We start from the raw sequence: 18,488 nt of genomic DNA, 5'->3' as shown, positions 1-18,488 counted from the left end.
GCGCCGACTACGCTGGCGGGACCGTTCGATGAGGAAGGGGACGTCGTGATCGAGCTCGGCGCAGCGGATGAGGATGAATTCCCCCACAAGCCTCCCACGCTGTGGACCGATTTCGTCATGCTCGGGCTCGCGGTGGTCTCGGTCGCGCTCGTCAGCTGGGTGACCTTCTTCCCGGTCTCCGATCACACCTACCGGACGATCCGCATCACGGACTACAGCATCTGCGCGGTGTTCCTCGCCGAATTCCTGTGGCGCTGGCGGCGTGAGGGCTGGAGCTGGACCTTCCCCTTCATCTACTGGTACGAGGTCCTCGGCATGATCCCGGTGACCAGTCCGTTCTTCCGCGGTTTCCGGCTGCTGCGCATCGTGGTGATCGCGGTGCGGGTGGGCCGGGTGGCCGACCGCGCGTTCGGCGACCGGATCACCGCGGCCGTGGTGAACCGGTCGATCGGCGCCATCGTCGAGGCCATCGAGCGCCCGATCACGGTGGCCGTGCTGGACGAGGTCGCCGAGGTTTTGCGGTGTGGCCGATACACCCGCAATATCGCGAATGCGCTGGAGGAGAACCGTTCCGAGATCGATCAGATGATCCTCGAGGTGATCCGCAGTGATCCCCAGCTGGGGAAGGTGCGCTATGTCCCGTTCCACGAGGAGATGATTCGCGGCATCGCCGACGCCAGTTTCCGCGTCGTGCTGCAGGTGCTCGCCGATCCGCGCACCGACGAGCTGGTGGCGGATGCCCTGCGCGAGAACATCAATCAGATCCGCGAGGCCGTGAACTCGGGGGAGCGGGTGCCGGAGGCCATCGACAACCGGCTCGCCCCGCGGCCCTGAGCCGTCGCCGGCCGCGTGTTCGAGGGCCTCAGTCGAGCCCGTGCCGGATCAGATCGCGCGGCTGGGCATAGCGCACCACCTCGAACACGATAAGCGCCAGCAGGACCGCGCAGAGCACGCCGAGCGCGGCCAGTGCGGGCACCGCCGACCCCAGCGGGATCAGGGCCAGCAGCACCACCGCCGCCACCAGTCGCGGCACCAGCACCTTGCCGGTCGCGTAGTGCCGGAACCCGACCAGGGCGACCAGGTACGCGATCACACCGCCGTACAGCGCGAACAGCGGGATCCCGTGCAGCTCGTCGCTGAGCGAATGTCCTTGCGCCCCACCGACGTAGTTGAGCACCTTCTTCAAACCCAGTGCCATGGCCACGATTCCGGCGATCATCGGGAAGTGCCAGAAGGTGTAGCAGTTGCGCGCGATCTGGATGCGGCGCTCGCCGCCGGCGCGATGCATCGCGTGCTCCACGACCAGCGCGGCCACATCGAAGTACGCCCACCACAGCAGGCCCGCCACGCCCAGGCCCAGCATCGAGCCCACGGTGATGGACCAGGAGATCGGCAGCCCGGCCACGCCGACGCCGATGGACACGATGGATTCGCCCAGCGCGATGATGACGATCAGCCCGTACCGTTCGGCGAAATGCGAGGGCGAGTAGAGCCGCCACTCGTTGCCCGCGAAGAACGTCCAGCCCATGTCCCAGACCAGCGCCGCCAGCCACAGCCCCAGCTGCGCGGTCCCGGTGGTGAGCGCACCGGCCACCAGCAGCACGCTGGCCACGCTGAGTGAGCCTGCGGCCCAGCGGATCACCTGCCGGCGTAGCTGGGCGTCGTGGCTGCTGGCCATCCAGAACACGGTCAGGTGGACCAGCCGGACGGCCAGGTACGCGATGACGAATACCAGTGGCCCGTACCAGCCGCCGGGCAGATCGCGGAAGGACTCGGGAATGGTGAGCGCGATGATGAACGCCGCGCCCATGGCCACGAACATGGCCACCCGGGCGATGCCCTCATCGGCCTTGACCACATTGCCGAGCCAGGAGTAGCCGATCCAGCCCCACCACAGCATGGCCAGAATGAGCAGTGCGCGCAGCAGATTGACCGCGGTGGTCTCGTGCGCGGCGAAGTCGGTGACCATGGTGAAGGCGAAGACGATCACCAGGTCGAAGAACAGTTCCAGCTGCGTCACCGAGGCGTCCTCGGCGACGGGCATCATGCGGGTGCGTACGGGACCGGGCATGAGGGACATCCTGCCCAATGTGCGGCTCGAAAGGCAGTGCCGATCACGGCTGTTCGCTGTTCGCGATCAGCCGCGGGTGTTCGCGGCCGGCCTAGGCGGTGCCGAAGCCGGGCTCGAAATTGCGGCCGTAGTCCAGGCGCTGCGCGTAGCCCGGCTGGGCGTACCCGGGCTGGACCTGACCGGGCTGCTCGAAGGCGGCCGATTCGGCGTAGGGCGCTTCCTCCACCTCGCCGAGTCCTTGGACGCCGGTGACGGATTCGACGAATGCGATGAAGTTGCTGATCATCGCGTCGCCCTCGCGGCGGGCGCTGCGCTTGAGCAGCATGCCGGGCGCGGGAATCGGCAGGTAGACCTCGGAGTGGTACCAGACCTCGGTGGCGCCGTCCTCGGTTTCGCCGAGGTCGAACCAGCCCTTGCCGCCGGCGCCGGCGCTGGATTCGGAAACCCGCCATTCGACGCGGTTCTCGGTGCAGGTGTACTCGACGACCTGCCGGTCGGGGCGGCCCATGAGATTGGCCGACACGTAGACGCGCTTGGGGCGGCCGCGCTTGTCGCGGGTGGCGACCCGGACGTCTTGATGGGAGGGGGACCAGTCGGGCATTTGCTCGACCATGAGCAACGCATCCATCACCTGTCCGGGATCGATGTCGATGACGAACCGGTGATCAGTCTTCGTTCTCATATCTACCCTTCCATTCGGGCACCGATTGTGACCAGGGTCGCTCGGAGAGTCAACTGTGCTGCCCCTCGCTTCTGACCGACTGGTCGGTCTGGTAAGTCCCGATTTCCCTGCTCGGCAGGGCTATCCGGTCACGCCGGGGCGTGATCGGAAAATCTTGGGCTAACACGGCCGAAACGGGTTGTGACCGGGTGTTGTCAGCCCGGCTCCACCACCGAATCCGGGCCCGGGAACACCAGGCTCGTACGGCCGTCGGCAAACCGCACCACGTAGGGCGGCTCACCTTCCGCGCCGCGCACTTCGACGATTTCCGCGGTGTGGTCGGGGAGTCCGACATTGCGCCCATGGATGACCAGATGATCACCGACACTTGCATGCATACTTGGGATTATTCGCCCCTGGTGATGCTCGTCACAAGGTCGGAATGGCACGTTCCACCGCCATGCGCACCAGCCGGGCCGCCTCCTCGTCGGTGAAGATGTCCGGCAGTGTGAGTCTTTCGACGATCAGCCAGTTCAGGGCCAGGTAGAGCAGCGTCACCGAATCGGCGTCGCCGGGCAGGCCGGAGTCCAGATGGTTGCGGACATTGAAATCGAGGTCCGCGCGCACCCGCTCGGCGAGGATCGCCTGCAGCTCCGGGCGGCGGGTGGCCTCGAGCCGCAGTTCCAGCAGCGCGAGGTAGCCGGTGCGGAACGCGGTGATGCGGTTGACGGTCTCCGTCATCAGTTCCGCGATGGTCTCGCGGGTGCGCGGGCCGGTGAAGAGATGGTCCATCGTCTCCTTGCTGGGTTGTAGCCGCTCGTAGAAACGGTGCCCGGCCTGGATCAGGAGTTCGTCGCGATTGGCGAAGTAGTTGGAGGCCGTGCCCGCGGGCACCCGGGCCTCCTTGTCGACCGCGCGGAAGGTGAGTCCGCGCGCGCCGTCGCGGGCCAGGACCTCGATGGCCGCGTCGATCAGGGCATTGCGTCGTTCCGGATTCGTCCGAACCATTGACACCACTCCATGTGTAGTACTACGTTCGTAATCACTACGGACATAGTACTACGAACAAGGCGGTAAACAATGCGAAAGCTCGTCTACTACGTGGCGGTCTCCCTCGACGGCTACATCGCCGGTCCGCAGGGGGAATACGACTTCTATCCGGCCGGCGACGACATGATGGCCTGGTTCAACGAGGCCATGCCGGAGACGGTCCCGACTCACCTTCGCGAACTGGTCGGCCTGCCGGTCGATACGCCGAACCGGCAGATCGACACGGTCCTCATGGGGCGCGGCAGTTATGAACCCGGCCTGGCCGCCGGAACCGACAGCCCGTACAACCACCTGAAGCAGTACGTCTTCTCGACCACCCTTGCGCCGGTGGACAATCCGCAGGTGGAGATCGTCTCGGGCGATCCGGTAGAACTGGTCCGGCGCCTGAAAAAGGAAGAGGGCCTGGACATCTGGCTCTGCGGCGGCGCGAATCTGGCGGGACAGCTGATCGGCGAGATCGACCGGTTGATCCTCAAGAGCTACCCGGTCATCGCGGGTGCGGGCCTGCCCATGATCGTCGGCAACTTCAGCCCGTCCCGGTTCGAGGTCACTCAGCGCCGGGAATTCGGCAACGGCACGCAGGTCACCTGGCTCGACCGGGCCTGAGTCCCGTTCGTGCTCAATCGCTTCCGCGGATCCGGGCGGTCACGTCCATCGAGGTCTCGTGCAGCCGGTCGAAGATCTCGAGCAGTAGCGCCAACTGCTCGTCCGAATAGTCGCGGGCGATCTTGGCGAATTCCGTTGCCAGGAACTCGTAGTGCGGTGCGATCTCGTCGGTGCGGTCGTCCAGGGCGGTGACGATCACCCGGCGCCGATCCTTCGAATCGTGTTCGCGCCGTACGAATCCGCCCTTCAGCAGCCGGTCGATCATCCGGGTGATGGCCCCGGTGGTGAGGCCGGTGCGCTGGGCCAATTCGCCCGCGGTGGCCGGGCCGCCGATGCGCAGCATATTGAGACAGCGCAGGTCGGTGACGTGCAGGCCGAGCTTGTCGGCCATGGCCCCGTGCAGCATCACGGCGTCGGTGGCGCTGCGCTGGGCGGCGAAGGTGAGGGCGGCGCCCAATTCGTCGTGTTCCTCGCTCATCCCTTGGCAGCTTAGTCTCACTCGGGCAATATCTGAATGAGTCAACTACTGCTCAATTCAGTTGAAGACTGGTTCAGATATCTTCGGGAGGGATGTCATGACTGTTCAGCAGATCACCGACGAAACCGCCGTTCGCGCCCTGTTCGAGCGCTCGAATCAGGCACGGGCGGACGGGGATGCAAGCGTCGCCGGAACCGCTTCGACACCAAGGTGAACGTGTACGTCGCGGTGCGGCGGGACGGCGAGTGGGGCTTCGCCGCCTTCCACAACACCAAGTACAGCCGGCTGTTCAACACCCTTGTCGCCAAGCATGATCCGGGCGTGCGGATGTCGGCGCCGGAATAGCTGCCGGGTGACTGGAATCCGCGGACGGGAGGTGGGACGAAAAGTCGTGGACCTGGGCCGGTAGTCTTGGGCGTCGGTAGCAGCAGTTTGTCGATCTTGGAGGATTTCCGCCGTGGCTCTAGTCGTCCAGAAGTACGGAGGATCCTCGGTCGCCACCGCCGAGCGCATCCGTCGGGTCGCTGAGCGGATCGTCGAGACCAAGAAGCAGGGCCACGATGTGGTCGTCGTGTGTTCCGCCATGGGCGACACCACCGACGAACTCCTCGATCTGGCCCAGCAGGTCGCGCCCGCCGCCCCGGCCCGCGAGATGGACATGCTCCTCACCTCCGGTGAGCGCATCTCCAATGCGTTGGTCGCCATGGCCATTCACTCGCTGGGCGCCGAGGCCCGTTCGTTCACCGGCTCGCAGGCCGGTGTCATCACGACCGGCACGCACGGCAATGCCAAGATCATCGACGTGGCCCCGGGCCGGGTGCAGCAGGCGCTCGGCGAGGGCACCATCGTGCTGGTCGCGGGCTTCCAGGGCGTGAGCCAGGACAGCAAGGACGTGACCACGCTGGGTCGCGGTGGTTCTGATACCACCGCCGTCGCGCTGGCCGCCGCGCTCAATGCCGATGTGTGCGAGATCTACACCGATGTGGACGGCGTGTTCAGCGCCGACCCGCGCATCGTCTCCGACGCCCAGAAGCTGGACACCGTCTCCTATGAGGAAATGCTGGAGATGGCCGCCTGCGGCTCGAAAGTTCTCATGCTGCGTTGCGTCGAGTACGCGCGCCGCTACAACGTGCCCGTTCACGTGCGGTCCTCGTACACCGACAAGACGGGCACCATGATTACCGGATCGATGGAGGACATCCCCTTGGAGCAAGCAATCCTCACGGGCGTCGCGCACGACCGCAGCGAGGCCAAGGTGACCGTGGTCGGCATTCCGGACAAGCCGGGCTACGCCGCCAAGGTGTTCCGCGCGGTCGCCGATGCCGAGATCAATATCGACATGGTGTTGCAGAACATCTCGAAGGTCGACACCGGTAAGACCGACATCACCTTCACCCTGCCCAAGCTGGAGGGCCCGCGGGCCGTCGAGCTGCTCACCAAGCAGCAGGGCGAGATCGGCTTCTCCCAGGTCGTGTACGACGACCACATCGGCAAGGTGTCGCTGGTCGGCGCGGGTATGAAGTCGCACCCGGGCGTGACCGCCACCTTCTGCGAGTCGCTGGCCGACGCGGGCATCAACATCGACCTGATCTCCACCTCGGAGATCCGGATCTCGGTGCTGGTCAAGGACAACGACCTGGACGAGGCCGTGAAGGTGCTGCACTCGGCGTTCGATCTGGGCGGCGACGAGGTCGCGGTCGTGCACGGCGGAACGGGACGGTAACGGCATGGGTGTGCGTGTAGGCGTCGTCGGCGCGACCGGTCAGGTCGGCGCGGTCATGCGAAAGCTGCTGGAGGAGCGCAACTTCCCGGCCGACGAGGTGCGGTTCTTCGCGTCCGCGCGCTCGGCGGGCAAGACGTTGCCGTTCCGTGGCCGCGACATCGTGGTCGAGGACACCGAGACCGCCGACCCGAGTGGACTGGACATCGCGCTGTTCTCGGCCGGCGCCACCATGTCCCGGGTGCAGGCCCCGCGCTTCGCGGCCGCCGGTGTCACCGTCATCGACAATTCCTCGGCCTGGCGCAAGGACCCCGAGGTGCCGCTGGTCGTCTCCGAGGTGAACCCGGAGGCCACCCGCAACCTGGTCAAGGGCATCATCGCCAACCCGAACTGCACCACCATGGCCGCCATGCCGGTGCTCAAGGTGCTGCACGACGAGGCCGGGCTGCAGCGGCTGATCGTGTCCAGCTACCAGGCGGTGTCGGGCTCCGGCCTGGCCGGTGTCGAGGAGCTGGCCTCGCAGGTGCGCGCCGTGATCGGCGATGCCGAGAAGCTGGTGCACGACGGTTCGGCCGTGGAGTTCCCGGCGCCGAACAAGTACGTGGCCCCGATCGCCTTCGACGTGATCCCGCTGGCGGGTTCGCTGGTGGACGACGGCAGCGGCGAGACCGACGAGGATCAGAAGCTGCGCAACGAGTCCCGCAAGATCCTGGGTCTGCCGGATCTGCTGGTGAGCGGCACCTGTGTGCGCGTCCCGGTCTTCACCGGCCACTCGCTGTCGATCAATGCCGAATTCGCGCAGCCGCTTTCGGTGGAGCGCGCCGAGGAGCTGCTGGCGAAGGCGCCGGGTGTGAAGCTCACCGACGTCCCCACCCCGCTGGCCGCCGCCGGTATCGACGAGTCGCTGGTGGGCCGCATCCGCCAGGATCCGGGTGTGCCGGACGGCCGCGGTCTGGCGCTGTTCATCTCCGGCGACAACCTGCGTAAGGGCGCTGCGCTCAACACGATTCAGATCGCGGAAGTTCTTTTGAACAACTGATCAGATCTATCCGTTACGGACCGTGCACAAGAAAGTGCACGGTCCGTTTTCGGATATTGTCCAGGCGTCAATGCGATAGGCTCTCCGGAGTCGGTCAATCCGCCCAAAGTGCGGCACAGGGGAGCGGCGGTAGCCGATCGGTCCGGAGCCCGTCGATCGTGACTTCTATGCGATGCGGGCGCAAATGCGCAGCGAGGCGTTCGGCAATTGCGCGTTCCGCGCGGTAATCCAAGATCATTCCTCCGGGAAACCGCAGGCGCACATGGACTTCGTCGGTTTTCGGCGCCGCGGTCATCTCGATGGTGCCCGATGCGAGGCTGGTTGACCTTTCATCGAGCGCGAGTTCCGGATACCCTCGCGTTCGAGGCGCGCGGTGATGCTTTGCACCGTCGCCCCGTCGGCAGTGGAGGAATACTTGGTGGGCGCAAGGGCGCACGCCGCGAACCACATTGCCGCGCCGCCGATTCCGGCTCCGAGTAGGAAGAAGAGAAGTTCGCCGGGCATGACCACCTCTTGTCGTCCGTTTGGTTCGACGGGTCCTCTTCAAACGTTAAACACAGAAAAATTGCGGTGCAATAAGAAAAATCCATGTTCCATACTGTGCGCCGTAAGCTCGGTCGGTCTGGAATCCTTGTCGGCAGATCCCCCCTCTGGATGGAAAGGGCGGAAGGAGAAGGGCATGGTAGACATCGGCGAAACAAGCGGGCGGTGACGGCCGGGAAAGCCGATCAGGCAGAAGGAGTTTGACCCGGTGGCCGAAAGTACCCTTGGGGCACGGGTAGCGGAGTTGCGCCGGCGGCGGGGACTATCGCAGAAAGAGTTGGGAGCGGCGATTCGGCGCTCGGAAAGCTGGGTGTCGCAGGTCGAGCGAGACGTGCTGCCTGTTGAGCGACTGTCCGTTCTGCAAAGACTGGCGGACGTGCTCGGAGTGGCGGTACGCGATCTGCGTCCCGAAGCGGCCGAACCGATTGCCGCCGACCGCGGTGACGGGCATCGGCCCGGCTCGGCGGTGTTCGAGCAGCTGCGGCTGCTGCTCACCGGGCATCCCGCCCTGGAACAGCTCTTCGGAGACGAGGCCGATCGCAGTCTCGAGCTGAGCACTGCGGCCGCGAAACTGCCGGAGCTGCAACAGCGAGTGGACCTGGCCTGGCAGCTGGCGCACGAATCCCGGCTGGTCGAGGTGGGCAGCAGTCTGCTGGAACTGATTCCGGATCTCGAGCACGCCGCGCGGGCGGATGCCGCGCGGCGGCCGGAGGTGCTGACCCTGCTCTCGCGCGCCTATCAGGTGGCCGCGACCGCGTTCACCCGCCAGGAAGAGGTCGACGCGGCGTGGGTCGCGGCCGATCGCGCACTGTCCGCGGCCGAGGAATCCGGTGACGCGCTGAGCGTGGTGGCCGGAACCTACCGCATGGCACAGGCTTTCCTGCGTCTGCAACGCCTGGAACAGGCCGAGCAGGCGGCGCGAGTGTCGGTGGCCGCGCTGGCCGCGCAGGTGGCGGCCGAGCAGCCACGGCCGGAAGTGCTGTCGCTCTACGGATCTCTGCAGCTCATGCTGGCGGTGATCGCGGCGACGGACGGGAATCGCACGGCCGCCCGCACCGGGCTGGCAGCGGCGCGCGCCGCCGCCGACCGGTTGGGCGAGGGCCGCAACGATTTCGACACCGAGTTCGGTCCGACCGGGGTCGCCGTGCACGCGGTGGCCGTGGCGGTCGAACTGGGCGACGCCGGCGAGGCGCTCGATACCGCGCGCACCGTCGACGCCTCGATCCTGTCTCCGGAGCGGCAGGCGCGCTTCCTGGTCGATGTGGCCCGCGCGCACGCGCAGCGGCGGCAGGCGAGCGAGGCATTGGAAGCGTTGCTCAATGCCGAGCGACTAACCCCCGAACTGGTGCACACCGATCATCGCGCCCGCGAAGTGGTGCGGGATCTGCTGCAGTTCGCCGGTCGCCGACCGGCCGACGAACTACGGGAGCTGGCGGGCCGCGCCGCGGTCACCCCCTGACCGAATCAGGGGCCGGCGGCCGGTCAGCGAATCCCGGTGTGCGCGAGCCGGGTCCGACGCATACCGCGCGGGCTGACCCGGAAAGTTGAAGCCGACGCCCAACAAGCGCCTCTCGGCGAGTGGTCGCTCGTAGCGACGAAGGGTGCGGCCCGGGGCTGTTCCGACGCCGGCAAGGGGGATCAACCCGGGGTCCGCCGGATCTATTCCGGGGCGGGCACTGTGATCTGGGCAACGGTCCGCGGAACGAGCCGGTGACGGCGCTGCTGCGGCGGTCTGCTGACTCCGCCCGCAGTGTGGTCGAGATCGCTGACGCTCGATATTTGCCATATCTGCGCGGCCGGACTGTATATACCTTTGTTTACTCACCGCAATGCGGACTTTTCTTGACTAGTTCCAGAAAACTCGGCACGCTCGAAAACATGACCAAGGCGACCACCACCAATACCGGCGCCCCGGTGCCCAGCGACAACGAGTCGCTCACCGCGGGCACACAGGGCCCGATCCTGCTGCACGATCACTACCTGATCGAGAAGCTCGCCCACTTCAACCGGGAGCGGGTGCCCGAGCGCGTGGTGCACGCCAAGGGTTCGGGCGCGTTCGGCGAACTGGTGGTTACCGGTGATGTCAGCCGCTACACCAAGGCCGCGCTGTTCCAGCCGGGCACCCGCACCGAGTCGCTGGTGCGTTTCTCCACCGTCGCCGGTGAGCAGGGCAGCCCCGACACCTGGCGCGACCCGCGCGGTTTCGCGGTGAAGTTCTATACCACCGAGGGCAACTACGACATCGTCGGCAACAACACCCCGGTGTTCTTCATCAAGGACCCGATCAAGTTCCCCGACTTCATCCACTCGCAGAAGCGCCTGCCCGGCTCCGGTCTGCGCGACGCGAACATGCAGTGGGACTTCTGGACCCTGCGTCCGGAGACCGCCCACCAGGTCACCTGGCTCATGGGCGACCGCGGCATCCCGGCCACCCTGCGCCACATGGACGGCTTCGGCTCGCACACCTACCAGTGGATCAACGAGGCCGGCGAGCGCTTCTGGGTGAAGTACCACTTCAAGACCGACCAGGGCATCAAGAACCTGACCCAGGCCGAGGCCGACGAGCTGGCCGGTAAGGACGCCGACTTCCACCGTCGCGACCTGTACCAGGCCATCGAGCGCGGCGACTTCCCGAGCTGGACCCTGAAGGTCCAGATCATGCCGGTCGCCGAGGCGGACAACTACCGCTTCAACCCGTTCGACCTGACCAAGGTCTGGTCGCAGCAGGACTACCCGCTCATCGAGGTCGGCCGCTGGACCCTGAACCGCAACCCCGCGAACTTCTTCGTGGACATCGAGCAGGCCGCCTTCGCGCCCTCGAATGTGGTTCCCGGCATTGCCTTCTCGCCCGACAAGATGCTGCTGGGCCGCGTCTTCGCCTACGCCGACGCGCACCGCTACCGCATCGGCGCGAACCACGAACAGCTGCCGCCGAACCGGGCCAAGGCAGCGCCGGTGAACTCCTACTCGCAGGACGGCGCCATGCGCTTCGCGCACAATGCCGCGAGCGTTCCGGTGTACGCGCCCAACTCCTTCGGCGGCCCGCACGCCGATCCGGCGCGCGCCATCGACGACGGCGCCTGGGCGTTCGACCCGGCCATGGTCCGGGCCGGTTACCTCCAGCACCGCGAGGACAACGACTTCGCGCAGGCCGGCGCCCTGGTCCGCGAGGTCATGAACGACGCCGAGCGGGATCGCCTGGTGGGCAATGTCGTCGGCCATATCCTGGGCGGCGTGCGCGAGCCGATCCTGAGCCGGGTCTTCGACTACTGGAAGAGTGTCGACGCAGAGCTCGGCAAGCGCATCGAGATCGGGGTCCGCGAGCAGCTCTGACCCGACTCCAGGGACAGTCCGGGGCTTCCCCGGAACCCGCACGAGGCCCGCGCCGCGAATTGTGGCGCGGGCCTTCGTCATATCCGCGCAGCGGATAGCCGCGGTGTCCATAACGTGGCTATCTATGATGGTGGCTCGGTGGGCAAGCCCCGCGCGGCGACGAGGAGGTCCGATGCGAATCGGGGAGCTGAGCAAGGCCAGTGGCGTGTCCACCCCGACGATCAAGTACTACCTGCGGGAAGGTCTGCTGCCCAAGGGCGAGGCGACCGGCCACAATCAGGCGCAGTACGACGACGCGCATCTGCGCCGCCTGCGGCTGATCCGGGCGCTCATCGAGGTCGGCGGGCTCTCCATCGCCTCGGCGCGCGAGGTGATCGCGGCCCTGGACGATCCGGATCTCGGCACCCACAAGATCCTCGGCGTCGCCCAGCACACCGCCGCCCGCAGCATCGCCTTCTGCGACGAGGAATCGCGCACTGCCGCCCGCGCCGAGGTGACGGCCATGCTCGATCGCCTGGGCTGGCGCGTCGGCCGCGACAATCCGGCGGTGTCGGCCGCCGCCGAGGTGGTCGGCGCGCTGCGCCAGCTCGGCCACGGCGATATCGCGGACCGCCTCGACGACTACGCCCACGCCCTGGAGCCGATCGCCGAACTGGATATGGCCGTGCTGACCTCGCGCGGCGATATCGACAGCAGGGCCGAGACGGTCGTGGTCGGAAACGTGCTCGGTGACGAGCTCATCGCCGCGCTGCGGCATCTGGCGCAGACCGATCGCTCGGCCGAATTCTTCAGCGGCCGGCCAGCATCGAGTCGGTGAGCCGTTCGGCGAGCGCGTCGTCCAACGGCGCGTGGCCGAGGATGAAGCGGTACCAGAACACCCCGTAGAACTGGTCGACCAGCAGATCGAGATCGGCGCCGGCGGGCAGTTCGCCGCGTAGCCGCCCGCGCTCGAGCACGGCCCGCACCGCTGCCCGGCGCTGCGCGGTGAAGGTCCGCAACAGCTCCGCGAGATGCGGGTCGTGCGCCGCCTCGCGCACCAGCGTGCGCAGCGCGGGTGCGGTCGAACTGCGCTGTGCGCCACGGAAAGTCGCTTCCATGAGGGTGCGCAGGTCGGTGCGCAGCGAACCGCTGTCCGGCGGCGGCACCTCGAGCGCCGACCGTTCGGTGAGCGCGTCCAGCAGGACCGCGCCCTTGGACGGCCACCACCGGTACACGGTCTGCTTCCCGACGCCGGCCGCCCGCGCGATGGCGTCGATGGTGACCGGTGCGCCGTCGGATTCGCCGAGCAGCCGCAGCGAGGCATCGAGGATGGCCTGCCGGGTGGCCTCGTTGCGGCGTCGCCCGGTGTGCGGTCGCGCCGGATTGGGCTGTGCCGCCGTGCTTTCCATGATCGCCCTCCTGTGACGCACCTCACGGATTTGTCGAGACTAAAAGTCTCGCCAACAGTGTTGTCGAGACTGTCAGTTCCGTAAGAATAAGCGGACAGCGACAGAGAGGGTTTCCGACAATGACCACAACACCGCGCGTCGTCGTCATGGGTGGCAGCTCCGGCATCGGCGAGGCCACCGCCACCGCCTTCGCGGCCGACGGCGCCGAGGTCGTCATCACCGGCCGCGGCCGGGACAAGCTCGACGCGGCCGTCGCGCGTATCGGCGGCAAGACCACCGGCTACGCCCTCGACGCCACCAGCCAGGCCGATATCGACGCCTTCTTCGCCCAGGCCGGGACCATCGACCACCTGGTCATCTCGGTGAGCGGCTCGGCCGGCAGCGGTCCCTTCGCCGACCTCGATCTGGACCAGTTGGCCGCCGGCTTCGACGGCAAGTTCTGGCCACAGGTGCGCATCCTGAAAGCCGCACTCCCGCACCTGGATTCGCAGGGCTCGGTCACCCTGGTGACCGCGGGCTCGTCCCGCTCGGCCTTCGCCGGCACCGCGGGCCTGGCCGCCATCAACGGCGCGCTCGACGCCATGGTGCCGCCGCTCGCCGTCGAACTCGCCCCGCTGCGCATCAATGCCGTCTCCCCGGGCGTCATCGACACCCCGTGGTGGGACCGGGTTCCCGAGGCGCAGCGCACCGCTCTGTTCGACGGCCTGGTGGCGACCACCCCGGTCGGCCGCGTCGGCCGCCCCGAGGACATCGCCCGCGCCATCCACATGCTGGCCACCAACGGATTCATCACCGGCGTCGTGCTCGACGCCAATGGCGGCACCAGTCTGGCGACGGGTCGCTGACCGGCCAGTAGTTTGGTCGGCATGCTCGAAAGCTCCGCCGCCGCACCGGAAACCACCACACCGCGCCGGGCCACCTGGTTCGAATGCTTCGGGGATCTGGTGTTCGCGGCGGCCGTCGGCCAGATCACGCATCGGGTGGGCGCGCACCCCGATGCCGGATCGGTGGCCGCGGCGGCCGGACTGTTCGTGCCGCTGTGGTGGGCCTGGGTCCTGTACGCGGTGCACGCCAATCGGGCCGATCGGGATACCGCGGCCCACCGCCTGCTCACCAGTTTCGGGCTGACCGGCATCGTGGGCATGGCGGTGTTCGCGGGCGCGGTCGGCCAGAGCCGGGGCGTGGACGCGGGATTCGTCCTCGCGTACCTGGTGGCCCGGGCCGGTGTCGCCCTGCTCTACGCCTGGGATTCCCGGCGGAATCCGGCACTGCGGGCCGTATTCCGTTCGTTCACACTGGGTTCGGCCGTGAGCGCGGTGGGCTGGCTCGGCGGCCTCGCGTGCGATGCCGGCCCGCTGCGCTACGGCGCCTGGACGCTGGCCATGCTCATGGAGCTGGCCCTGCCGTTGGTGGTGACCCGGCGGCTGGCCGGCGTCGAGCAGGAGACCGACCATCTGCGAGAACGCTTCGGGCTCTTCACCATTGTGATCCTGGGCGAATCCGTGCTGGGCTTCACCAATGGCCTCGCGGCGGTGCACACCGCCGGCTGGGCGGCGGTGACCGCGGCCGCCGCCTTCGCGCTCACCGTGGGCCTGTGGTGGTCCTACTTCAATGGCAGCGGGATGCGCCCGGGGTCGCACACCGAGCTGGCGCGCACCGGAAAACTGCTGCACCTCTACACCTTCGGGCACCTGCCGCTGCTGCTCGGTCTGGCCCTGGCCGGTGCGTCGATGGGCATCACGGTGACCGGCGGCAGCGCGCAGTCGAATGCCACCGCCGCGGACTGTGTCGTCGGCGGCGTGATCGTGTACCTGGTCTCGGTAGCGCTGACCCGGGCCGCCTTCACCGGAATTCGCGAGAGCGTCGTGGTGATCCGTGTGCTCACCGCCGTGCTGGTGGCGGGGCTGCTGCCGATCGCGACCCACATTCCGGTGGCGGGATTGCTCAGCGTGCTGGCCGGATTGGTGATCGGCTCGGTGGTGGTGGAGACTCCGGCCCAGCGCCGTCGGCTGGCGACGTTGGGCTGAATCACCGGCCGCCGCAGGTCACTTGGCGCGGTCGCGCCGAAACTCCAGTCCGTCCAGGATGAGTCCGAGCTCGGAGTCGAAGAAGTCGTTCCTGGCCTGCGTGGGGTCGAGTTCGCGGTAGACGCTGTACCGTTTGGCGACGTGGGGGTAACCGCGTACCGCCTGTTCGGACACGGCCATCATCTTGGCGAACCATTCCTGTTCGCTGAGCCCGCTGCGGGAGACGCTGGTGAGCATGGCGGTTTCGGTGCCGGCGGAGCCGAGGACGAAGGCCCAGAAGGCATTCGAGGCCCGGTCCGCCTCCCCGTCGTCGAAGCCGGCCGCTTCGAGGGTCGCGAGCATGGCGTTCGACAGGCGCATGAGATTGGGGCCGAGGTAGGCGAGTCCGGCTCCGGTGATGGCGGTGCTCATCCAGGGGTGGCGCAGGACGGTGTCGCGCACATCGCGACCCAGCGCGAGTAGATCGGCGCGCCAGTTCTCCGATGCGATGGTGGCGGGCTCGTGGACCTCGCCGAACGCCTCGTCGATCACCAGTTCCAGAATCTCGTCCTTGTTCGTGACATGCGTGTAGAGCGAGGTGGCTCCGGCATTGAGGCGGGAACCGAGCTTGCGCATGCTGAGCGCGTCATAGCCCTCGGTATCGAGCAGCGCGAGGGCTTCGGACACGATCTGTTCCCGGCTCAGTGCGGGCTGATCTCGCCGCTGTCGCTGCGGGCGGGTCCACACCGACGAGAACTCCTGTGCCTTGGCCGCCATGGCTCTTCCTCCTTCGTCTGCGGAACAGCATAACCCCAGCTAGAACGCCGTTCGTTCTGCCGTACACCGTTCTGTATTGCGAACAGTGTACGTAGACCGTACAGTGTTCGACAACGCCGCACAGTGTGCGGAAGAGCTTCTCGAAGGGGAACCGAAATGACTGCGAACGAACTGACCGAGGCGCTGACATCGCCTGCGGCCCAGCGCAATCCGAAGCGCTGGCTGATCCTGGTCGTGCTCTGCCTGGCCACGCTCGTGCTGGTGATCGACAATATGGTCCTCACCGTGGCGCTGCCGGAGATCGCGATCGACCTGCACGCCGGGTCCCAGGCCCTGCAGTGGGTGATCGACTCCTACATCCTGGTCTTCGCGGGCCTGCTGCTCACCACCGGCAGCCTGTCGGACCGCTTCGGCCGCAGGCTGGTGATGGTGCTCGGGCTGGCACTCTTCGGCGCGGCCTCCCTCATCGCGGCCTACGCGACCAGCGCGGGGATGCTCATCTCCGGCCGCGTGATCATGGCGGTCGGCGGCGCGCTCATCATGCCGAGCACGTTGTCGATCCTGATCACCGTGTTCGACGAGGACGAGCGGCCCAGGGCGATCGCCGCCTGGACCGGTGTGTCCGTGCTCGGCATGGTCGGCGGCCCAGTGCTGGGCGGCGTGCTGCTGAACCACTTCTGGTGGGGTTCGGTCTTCCTGCTGAACGTGCCGATCGCGGCACTGGCCATCACGGCCGCCTTCGCCCTGATGCCGGAATCCAAGGGCCCCGCCCGTCCGATCGATCTGCCGGGCATGGTGCTCTCGATCGTCGGCATGGTGTCGCTGGTGTGGTCCATCATCGAGTTCCCGGCCAAGGGCCTGCACGGCACCTGGGCGACGCTCGTGCTGGCGGTTGCGGTGCTGGTGGCCTTCGTGATTCGTGAACTGACGGCTGAGCACCCGATGGTTCCGCTGCAGCTGTTCCGCAACCGGGTCTTCACCGGATCCAGCTTCTCGCTGGTGCTGGCCACCTTCGCCAATGCCGGCCTGACCCTGGTGCTGACCCAGTACCTGCAGTTCGTGCTCGGCTACTCGCCCATCAAGACGGCCCTCGCCTTCACGCCGTTCGCGCTGACCGCGCTGGTGTTCAACGGTCTGGGCGCCGCGCTGGTGCAGAAGCTGGGTGTGCGTCCCGTCGCCCTGGTCGGCATGCTGGTGCTGGCGGGCGGCTTCGGCGCCCTGGCCGCGCTGAGCTCCGACTCCGGCTTCTGGCTGCCGGCCCTGGCGATGTCGCTGGTCGGCGCCGGTGCGGGCCTGGCCATGCCGGCCGCCGTCGGTGCGCTGATGGGTGCGATTCCGCCGGAGCAGGCGGGTGTGGGTTCGGCGCTGAACGACACCATTCAGCAGACCGGTGGTGCGCTCGGTGTCGCGGTGCTCGGCGCGGTGCTGGCCGGTACCTACACCGACGCCATGCCCGCCGACGCGCCGGCGGCGGCCCGGGAGGGCATCGCCGGAGCCTTCGCCACCGGTGACGGCAGCCTGGTGTCCGCGGCCCGCGATGCCTTCACCGACGCCATGTCGAACACCTTCCTGGCCGGTGGGGCGGCGGTGCTGGCTGCCACCGTGATCGCATTCTTCCTCATGAAGGGCGCGAAGCCGGCTGCGCCGGAAGGGGTTCCGGCCGAGGCCGACCTGGTCGAAGCCCGCTAGTCCCGGCACCCGCGAACGACTCCGCCCCCGGCAGCACGCCGGGGGCGGAGTCGTTGCCGCGGCAGGGAGTCACTGCCGCGACAGCGCGGCGCCGGCAGGTGTCAGTCGAGTAATTGCTCGATGCGGGCAGTGCAGAAGCCGGTGATGTTCATCTCCGGCGGGAGCTGTACGCGGTGGGTCATGCGCAGCAGGGGAATCGACAGCAGGGCGGCCGAGAAGACCTCGTGGAATTCGAGGTTGCGGACCTCGTGACCGGTCCGCTTCTCGTAGTAGGCGATGGTCTCGGCGCGGGTCGGTGTGCCCGGCAGCGGGGGATGGCCCTCGTACTCGCTGCACGCCCAGTCCAGGAACAGCAGCCAGGCCAGATCCGACTCCGGCGCACCGAGGTGGGCGATCTCCCAGTCGAGCACACCGCGGACCCGGAAGTCGTTGCCGTACAGGATGTTCGACATCCGGGCGTCACCCCAGCAGAGGCACGGCTGCTCGGGTTCGCAGAGGTTGTCGCGCAGATACGCCACCGCCCGCCGGTAGGTCTCCGGCGGCGTTCCCTCGCAAGCCCACTTCAGCGCGGCGTCCAGATAGTTCACCCCCTGCTCGACGACCCCGGCGCCATGCTCGGGAAACGCGAGGAAGTCCAATCGCAGTGCCCGCCAATCCAACTGGTTGACCTCGGCGATGGTGTCCACGCATCCCCACCACATGCGAGCCCGCTGCTCGGGCGTGGCCTCGAAGTAGTTCCCGGCCGCGTGGTACGACGGATAGTCGCCCGGCGCCCGGCCTTCCAGCCGGTTCATCACGAAATACGGGCTGCCGAGCGGATTGTCGCCCCGCTCCAGCCAGGCCACGGTCGGCACCGGCAGCCCGGTGTCCGCCAGCCGGCGCATCACCAGCACCTGCCGCAGCAGATCGTAGTCCGGGAACAGCGACAGGTCCGGTGGTCGTCGCAGGACCAGGGGAGTGCGGCCGGAATCGTCCTCGACCTCGAAAAGATAGGTTTCGGTGGCGAATCCGCGTTCGGTGCGCGCGAGCTCGAGCACGCGCGCGTTCCCCGTGGGCGAAAGATGCTCGTGTACCGCCGGTTCCAGTGCCGTCGCCAGCTGCTCGGCCGGAATTCGGGTGGTGCTCAC

General features: G+C 67.5%; 19 protein-coding genes. 11 read left to right on the top strand and 8 right to left on the bottom strand.

Annotation, left to right across the window (positions count from 1 at the left end; genetic code table 11):
* Positions 1–45 precede the first annotated feature (45 nt).
* Positions 46–834 (top strand): ion transporter, encoded by a 789-nt coding sequence (locus tag ACWEKS_RS10215; protein ID WP_452339759.1) that lies wholly within the window; start codon positions 46–48, stop codon positions 832–834.
* Between the two features lie 28 nt (positions 835–862).
* Here ACWEKS_RS10215 and ACWEKS_RS10210 read toward each other — a convergent pair whose 3' ends face one another.
* The 4 genes from ACWEKS_RS10210 to ACWEKS_RS10195 form a co-directional block, all read right to left on the bottom strand.
* Positions 863–2,071 carry a low temperature requirement protein A gene (locus tag ACWEKS_RS10210; RefSeq protein ID WP_452339758.1) on the bottom strand — a complete coding sequence of 403 codons (1,209 nt, stop codon included), beginning with the start codon at positions 2,069–2,071 and terminating at the stop codon, positions 863–865.
* A gap of 91 nt (positions 2,072–2,162) precedes the next feature.
* Positions 2,163–2,753, bottom strand: a complete 591-nt coding sequence (locus ACWEKS_RS10205) for an SRPBCC family protein (protein WP_354838907.1) — start codon at positions 2,751–2,753, stop codon at positions 2,163–2,165.
* Positions 2,754–2,947: 194 nt separating this feature from the next.
* Complete coding sequence (locus tag ACWEKS_RS10200) at positions 2,948–3,130, bottom strand: DUF1918 domain-containing protein (protein ID WP_354838910.1); 183 nt, start codon at positions 3,128–3,130, stop codon at positions 2,948–2,950.
* Positions 3,131–3,161: 31 nt separating this feature from the next.
* Positions 3,162–3,740 carry a TetR/AcrR family transcriptional regulator gene (locus ACWEKS_RS10195; RefSeq protein ID WP_452339757.1) on the bottom strand — a complete coding sequence of 193 codons (579 nt, stop codon included), beginning with the start codon at positions 3,738–3,740 and terminating at the stop codon, positions 3,162–3,164.
* Positions 3,741–3,812: 72 nt separating this feature from the next.
* Between ACWEKS_RS10195 and ACWEKS_RS10190 the strand changes: the two genes are divergently transcribed.
* On the top strand, positions 3,813–4,388 hold the full coding sequence (locus ACWEKS_RS10190) for a dihydrofolate reductase family protein (protein WP_452339756.1): 576 nt from the start codon (positions 3,813–3,815) through the stop codon (positions 4,386–4,388).
* Positions 4,389–4,401: 13 nt separating this feature from the next.
* On the opposite strand, the gene ACWEKS_RS10185 is transcribed toward ACWEKS_RS10190, so the two are convergent.
* A complete protein-coding gene (locus ACWEKS_RS10185) occupies positions 4,402–4,866 on the bottom strand; it encodes a MarR family winged helix-turn-helix transcriptional regulator (protein ID WP_452339755.1) in 465 nt (154 codons plus the stop codon).
* Positions 4,867–5,076: 210 nt separating this feature from the next.
* Here ACWEKS_RS10185 and ACWEKS_RS10180 point away from each other — a divergent pair, with 210 nt between their 5' ends.
* The 6 genes from ACWEKS_RS10180 (at position 5,077) to ACWEKS_RS10155 (ending at position 12,318) form a co-directional block, all read left to right on the top strand.
* Positions 5,077–5,211: a hypothetical protein gene (locus ACWEKS_RS10180; protein ID WP_452339754.1), complete on the top strand. Its 135-nt coding sequence runs from the start codon at positions 5,077–5,079 to the stop codon at positions 5,209–5,211.
* 112 nt (positions 5,212–5,323) lie between these two features.
* Positions 5,324–6,589 carry an aspartate kinase gene (locus ACWEKS_RS10175; protein ID WP_452339753.1) on the top strand — a complete coding sequence of 422 codons (1,266 nt, stop codon included), beginning with the start codon at positions 5,324–5,326 and terminating at the stop codon, positions 6,587–6,589.
* Positions 6,590–6,593: 4 nt separating this feature from the next.
* Positions 6,594–7,625: an aspartate-semialdehyde dehydrogenase gene (locus ACWEKS_RS10170; protein WP_354838928.1), complete on the top strand. Its 1,032-nt coding sequence runs from the start codon at positions 6,594–6,596 to the stop codon at positions 7,623–7,625.
* Between the two features lie 751 nt (positions 7,626–8,376).
* Positions 8,377–9,627 (top strand): helix-turn-helix domain-containing protein, encoded by a 1,251-nt coding sequence (locus tag ACWEKS_RS10165; protein ID WP_452339752.1) that lies wholly within the window; start codon positions 8,377–8,379, stop codon positions 9,625–9,627.
* A gap of 419 nt (positions 9,628–10,046) precedes the next feature.
* A complete protein-coding gene (locus tag ACWEKS_RS10160; RefSeq protein ID WP_452339751.1) occupies positions 10,047–11,501 on the top strand; it encodes a catalase in 1,455 nt (484 codons plus the stop codon).
* Between the two features lie 172 nt (positions 11,502–11,673).
* A complete protein-coding gene (locus ACWEKS_RS10155; protein ID WP_452339750.1) occupies positions 11,674–12,318 on the top strand; it encodes a MerR family transcriptional regulator in 645 nt (214 codons plus the stop codon).
* Here the strand turns inward: ACWEKS_RS10155 and ACWEKS_RS10150 are convergent.
* The gene (locus ACWEKS_RS10150; RefSeq protein WP_452339749.1) at positions 12,290–12,889 is read right to left on the bottom strand and encodes a TetR/AcrR family transcriptional regulator; all 600 of its coding nucleotides are present in this window, start codon (positions 12,887–12,889) and stop codon (positions 12,290–12,292) included. The two genes, ACWEKS_RS10155 and ACWEKS_RS10150, sit on opposite strands and share 29 nt — an antisense overlap.
* Positions 12,890–13,008: 119 nt before the next feature.
* Here ACWEKS_RS10150 and ACWEKS_RS10145 point away from each other — a divergent pair, with 119 nt between their 5' ends.
* Complete coding sequence (locus ACWEKS_RS10145; protein ID WP_452339748.1) at positions 13,009–13,734, top strand: SDR family oxidoreductase; 726 nt, start codon at positions 13,009–13,011, stop codon at positions 13,732–13,734.
* 21 nt (positions 13,735–13,755) lie between these two features.
* Entirely contained in the window at positions 13,756–14,916 is a 1,161-nt protein-coding gene (locus tag ACWEKS_RS10140; protein WP_452339747.1) for a low temperature requirement protein A, read from the top strand.
* 18 nt (positions 14,917–14,934) lie between these two features.
* Here ACWEKS_RS10140 and ACWEKS_RS10135 read toward each other — a convergent pair whose 3' ends face one another.
* Entirely contained in the window at positions 14,935–15,672 is a 738-nt protein-coding gene (locus ACWEKS_RS10135) for a TetR/AcrR family transcriptional regulator (protein ID WP_452339746.1), read from the bottom strand.
* Between the two features lie 156 nt (positions 15,673–15,828).
* Between ACWEKS_RS10135 and ACWEKS_RS10130 the strand changes: the two genes are divergently transcribed.
* Complete coding sequence (locus ACWEKS_RS10130) at positions 15,829–17,361, top strand: MFS transporter (RefSeq protein ID WP_452339745.1); 1,533 nt, start codon at positions 15,829–15,831, stop codon at positions 17,359–17,361.
* Positions 17,362–17,462: 101 nt separating this feature from the next.
* Here ACWEKS_RS10130 and ACWEKS_RS10125 read toward each other — a convergent pair whose 3' ends face one another.
* Positions 17,463–18,488, bottom strand: a complete 1,026-nt coding sequence (locus ACWEKS_RS10125; protein ID WP_452339744.1) for a phosphotransferase family protein — start codon at positions 18,486–18,488, stop codon at positions 17,463–17,465.

The organism is Nocardia sp. NPDC004711 (assembly GCF_053601595.1).
Note: the sequence above shows the minus strand (reverse complement) of the source record. Positions and strands in the feature narration are given on the sequence as shown.

Coding starts and splice junctions, on each gene's coding strand:
- ACWEKS_RS10210 (WP_452339758.1), bottom strand. CDS start 2,071: ATGCCCGGTCCCGTACGCACCCGCATGATGCCCGTCGCCGAGGACGCC.
- ACWEKS_RS10205 (WP_354838907.1), bottom strand. CDS start 2,753: ATGAGAACGAAGACTGATCACCGGTTCGTCATCGACATCGATCCCGGA.
- ACWEKS_RS10200 (WP_354838910.1), bottom strand. CDS start 3,130: ATGCATGCAAGTGTCGGTGATCATCTGGTCATCCATGGGCGCAATGTC.
- ACWEKS_RS10195 (WP_452339757.1), bottom strand. CDS start 3,740: ATGGTTCGGACGAATCCGGAACGACGCAATGCCCTGATCGACGCGGCC.
- ACWEKS_RS10190 (WP_452339756.1), top strand. CDS start 3,813: ATGCGAAAGCTCGTCTACTACGTGGCGGTCTCCCTCGACGGCTACATC.
- ACWEKS_RS10185 (WP_452339755.1), bottom strand. CDS start 4,866: ATGAGCGAGGAACACGACGAATTGGGCGCCGCCCTCACCTTCGCCGCC.
- ACWEKS_RS10170 (WP_354838928.1), top strand. CDS start 6,594: ATGGGTGTGCGTGTAGGCGTCGTCGGCGCGACCGGTCAGGTCGGCGCG.
- ACWEKS_RS10160 (WP_452339751.1), top strand. CDS start 10,047: ATGACCAAGGCGACCACCACCAATACCGGCGCCCCGGTGCCCAGCGAC.
- ACWEKS_RS10155 (WP_452339750.1), top strand. CDS start 11,674: ATGCGAATCGGGGAGCTGAGCAAGGCCAGTGGCGTGTCCACCCCGACG.
- ACWEKS_RS10150 (WP_452339749.1), bottom strand. CDS start 12,889: ATGGAAAGCACGGCGGCACAGCCCAATCCGGCGCGACCGCACACCGGG.
- ACWEKS_RS10145 (WP_452339748.1), top strand. CDS start 13,009: ATGACCACAACACCGCGCGTCGTCGTCATGGGTGGCAGCTCCGGCATC.
- ACWEKS_RS10140 (WP_452339747.1), top strand. CDS start 13,756: ATGCTCGAAAGCTCCGCCGCCGCACCGGAAACCACCACACCGCGCCGG.
- ACWEKS_RS10135 (WP_452339746.1), bottom strand. CDS start 15,672: ATGGCGGCCAAGGCACAGGAGTTCTCGTCGGTGTGGACCCGCCCGCAG.
- ACWEKS_RS10130 (WP_452339745.1), top strand. CDS start 15,829: ATGACTGCGAACGAACTGACCGAGGCGCTGACATCGCCTGCGGCCCAG.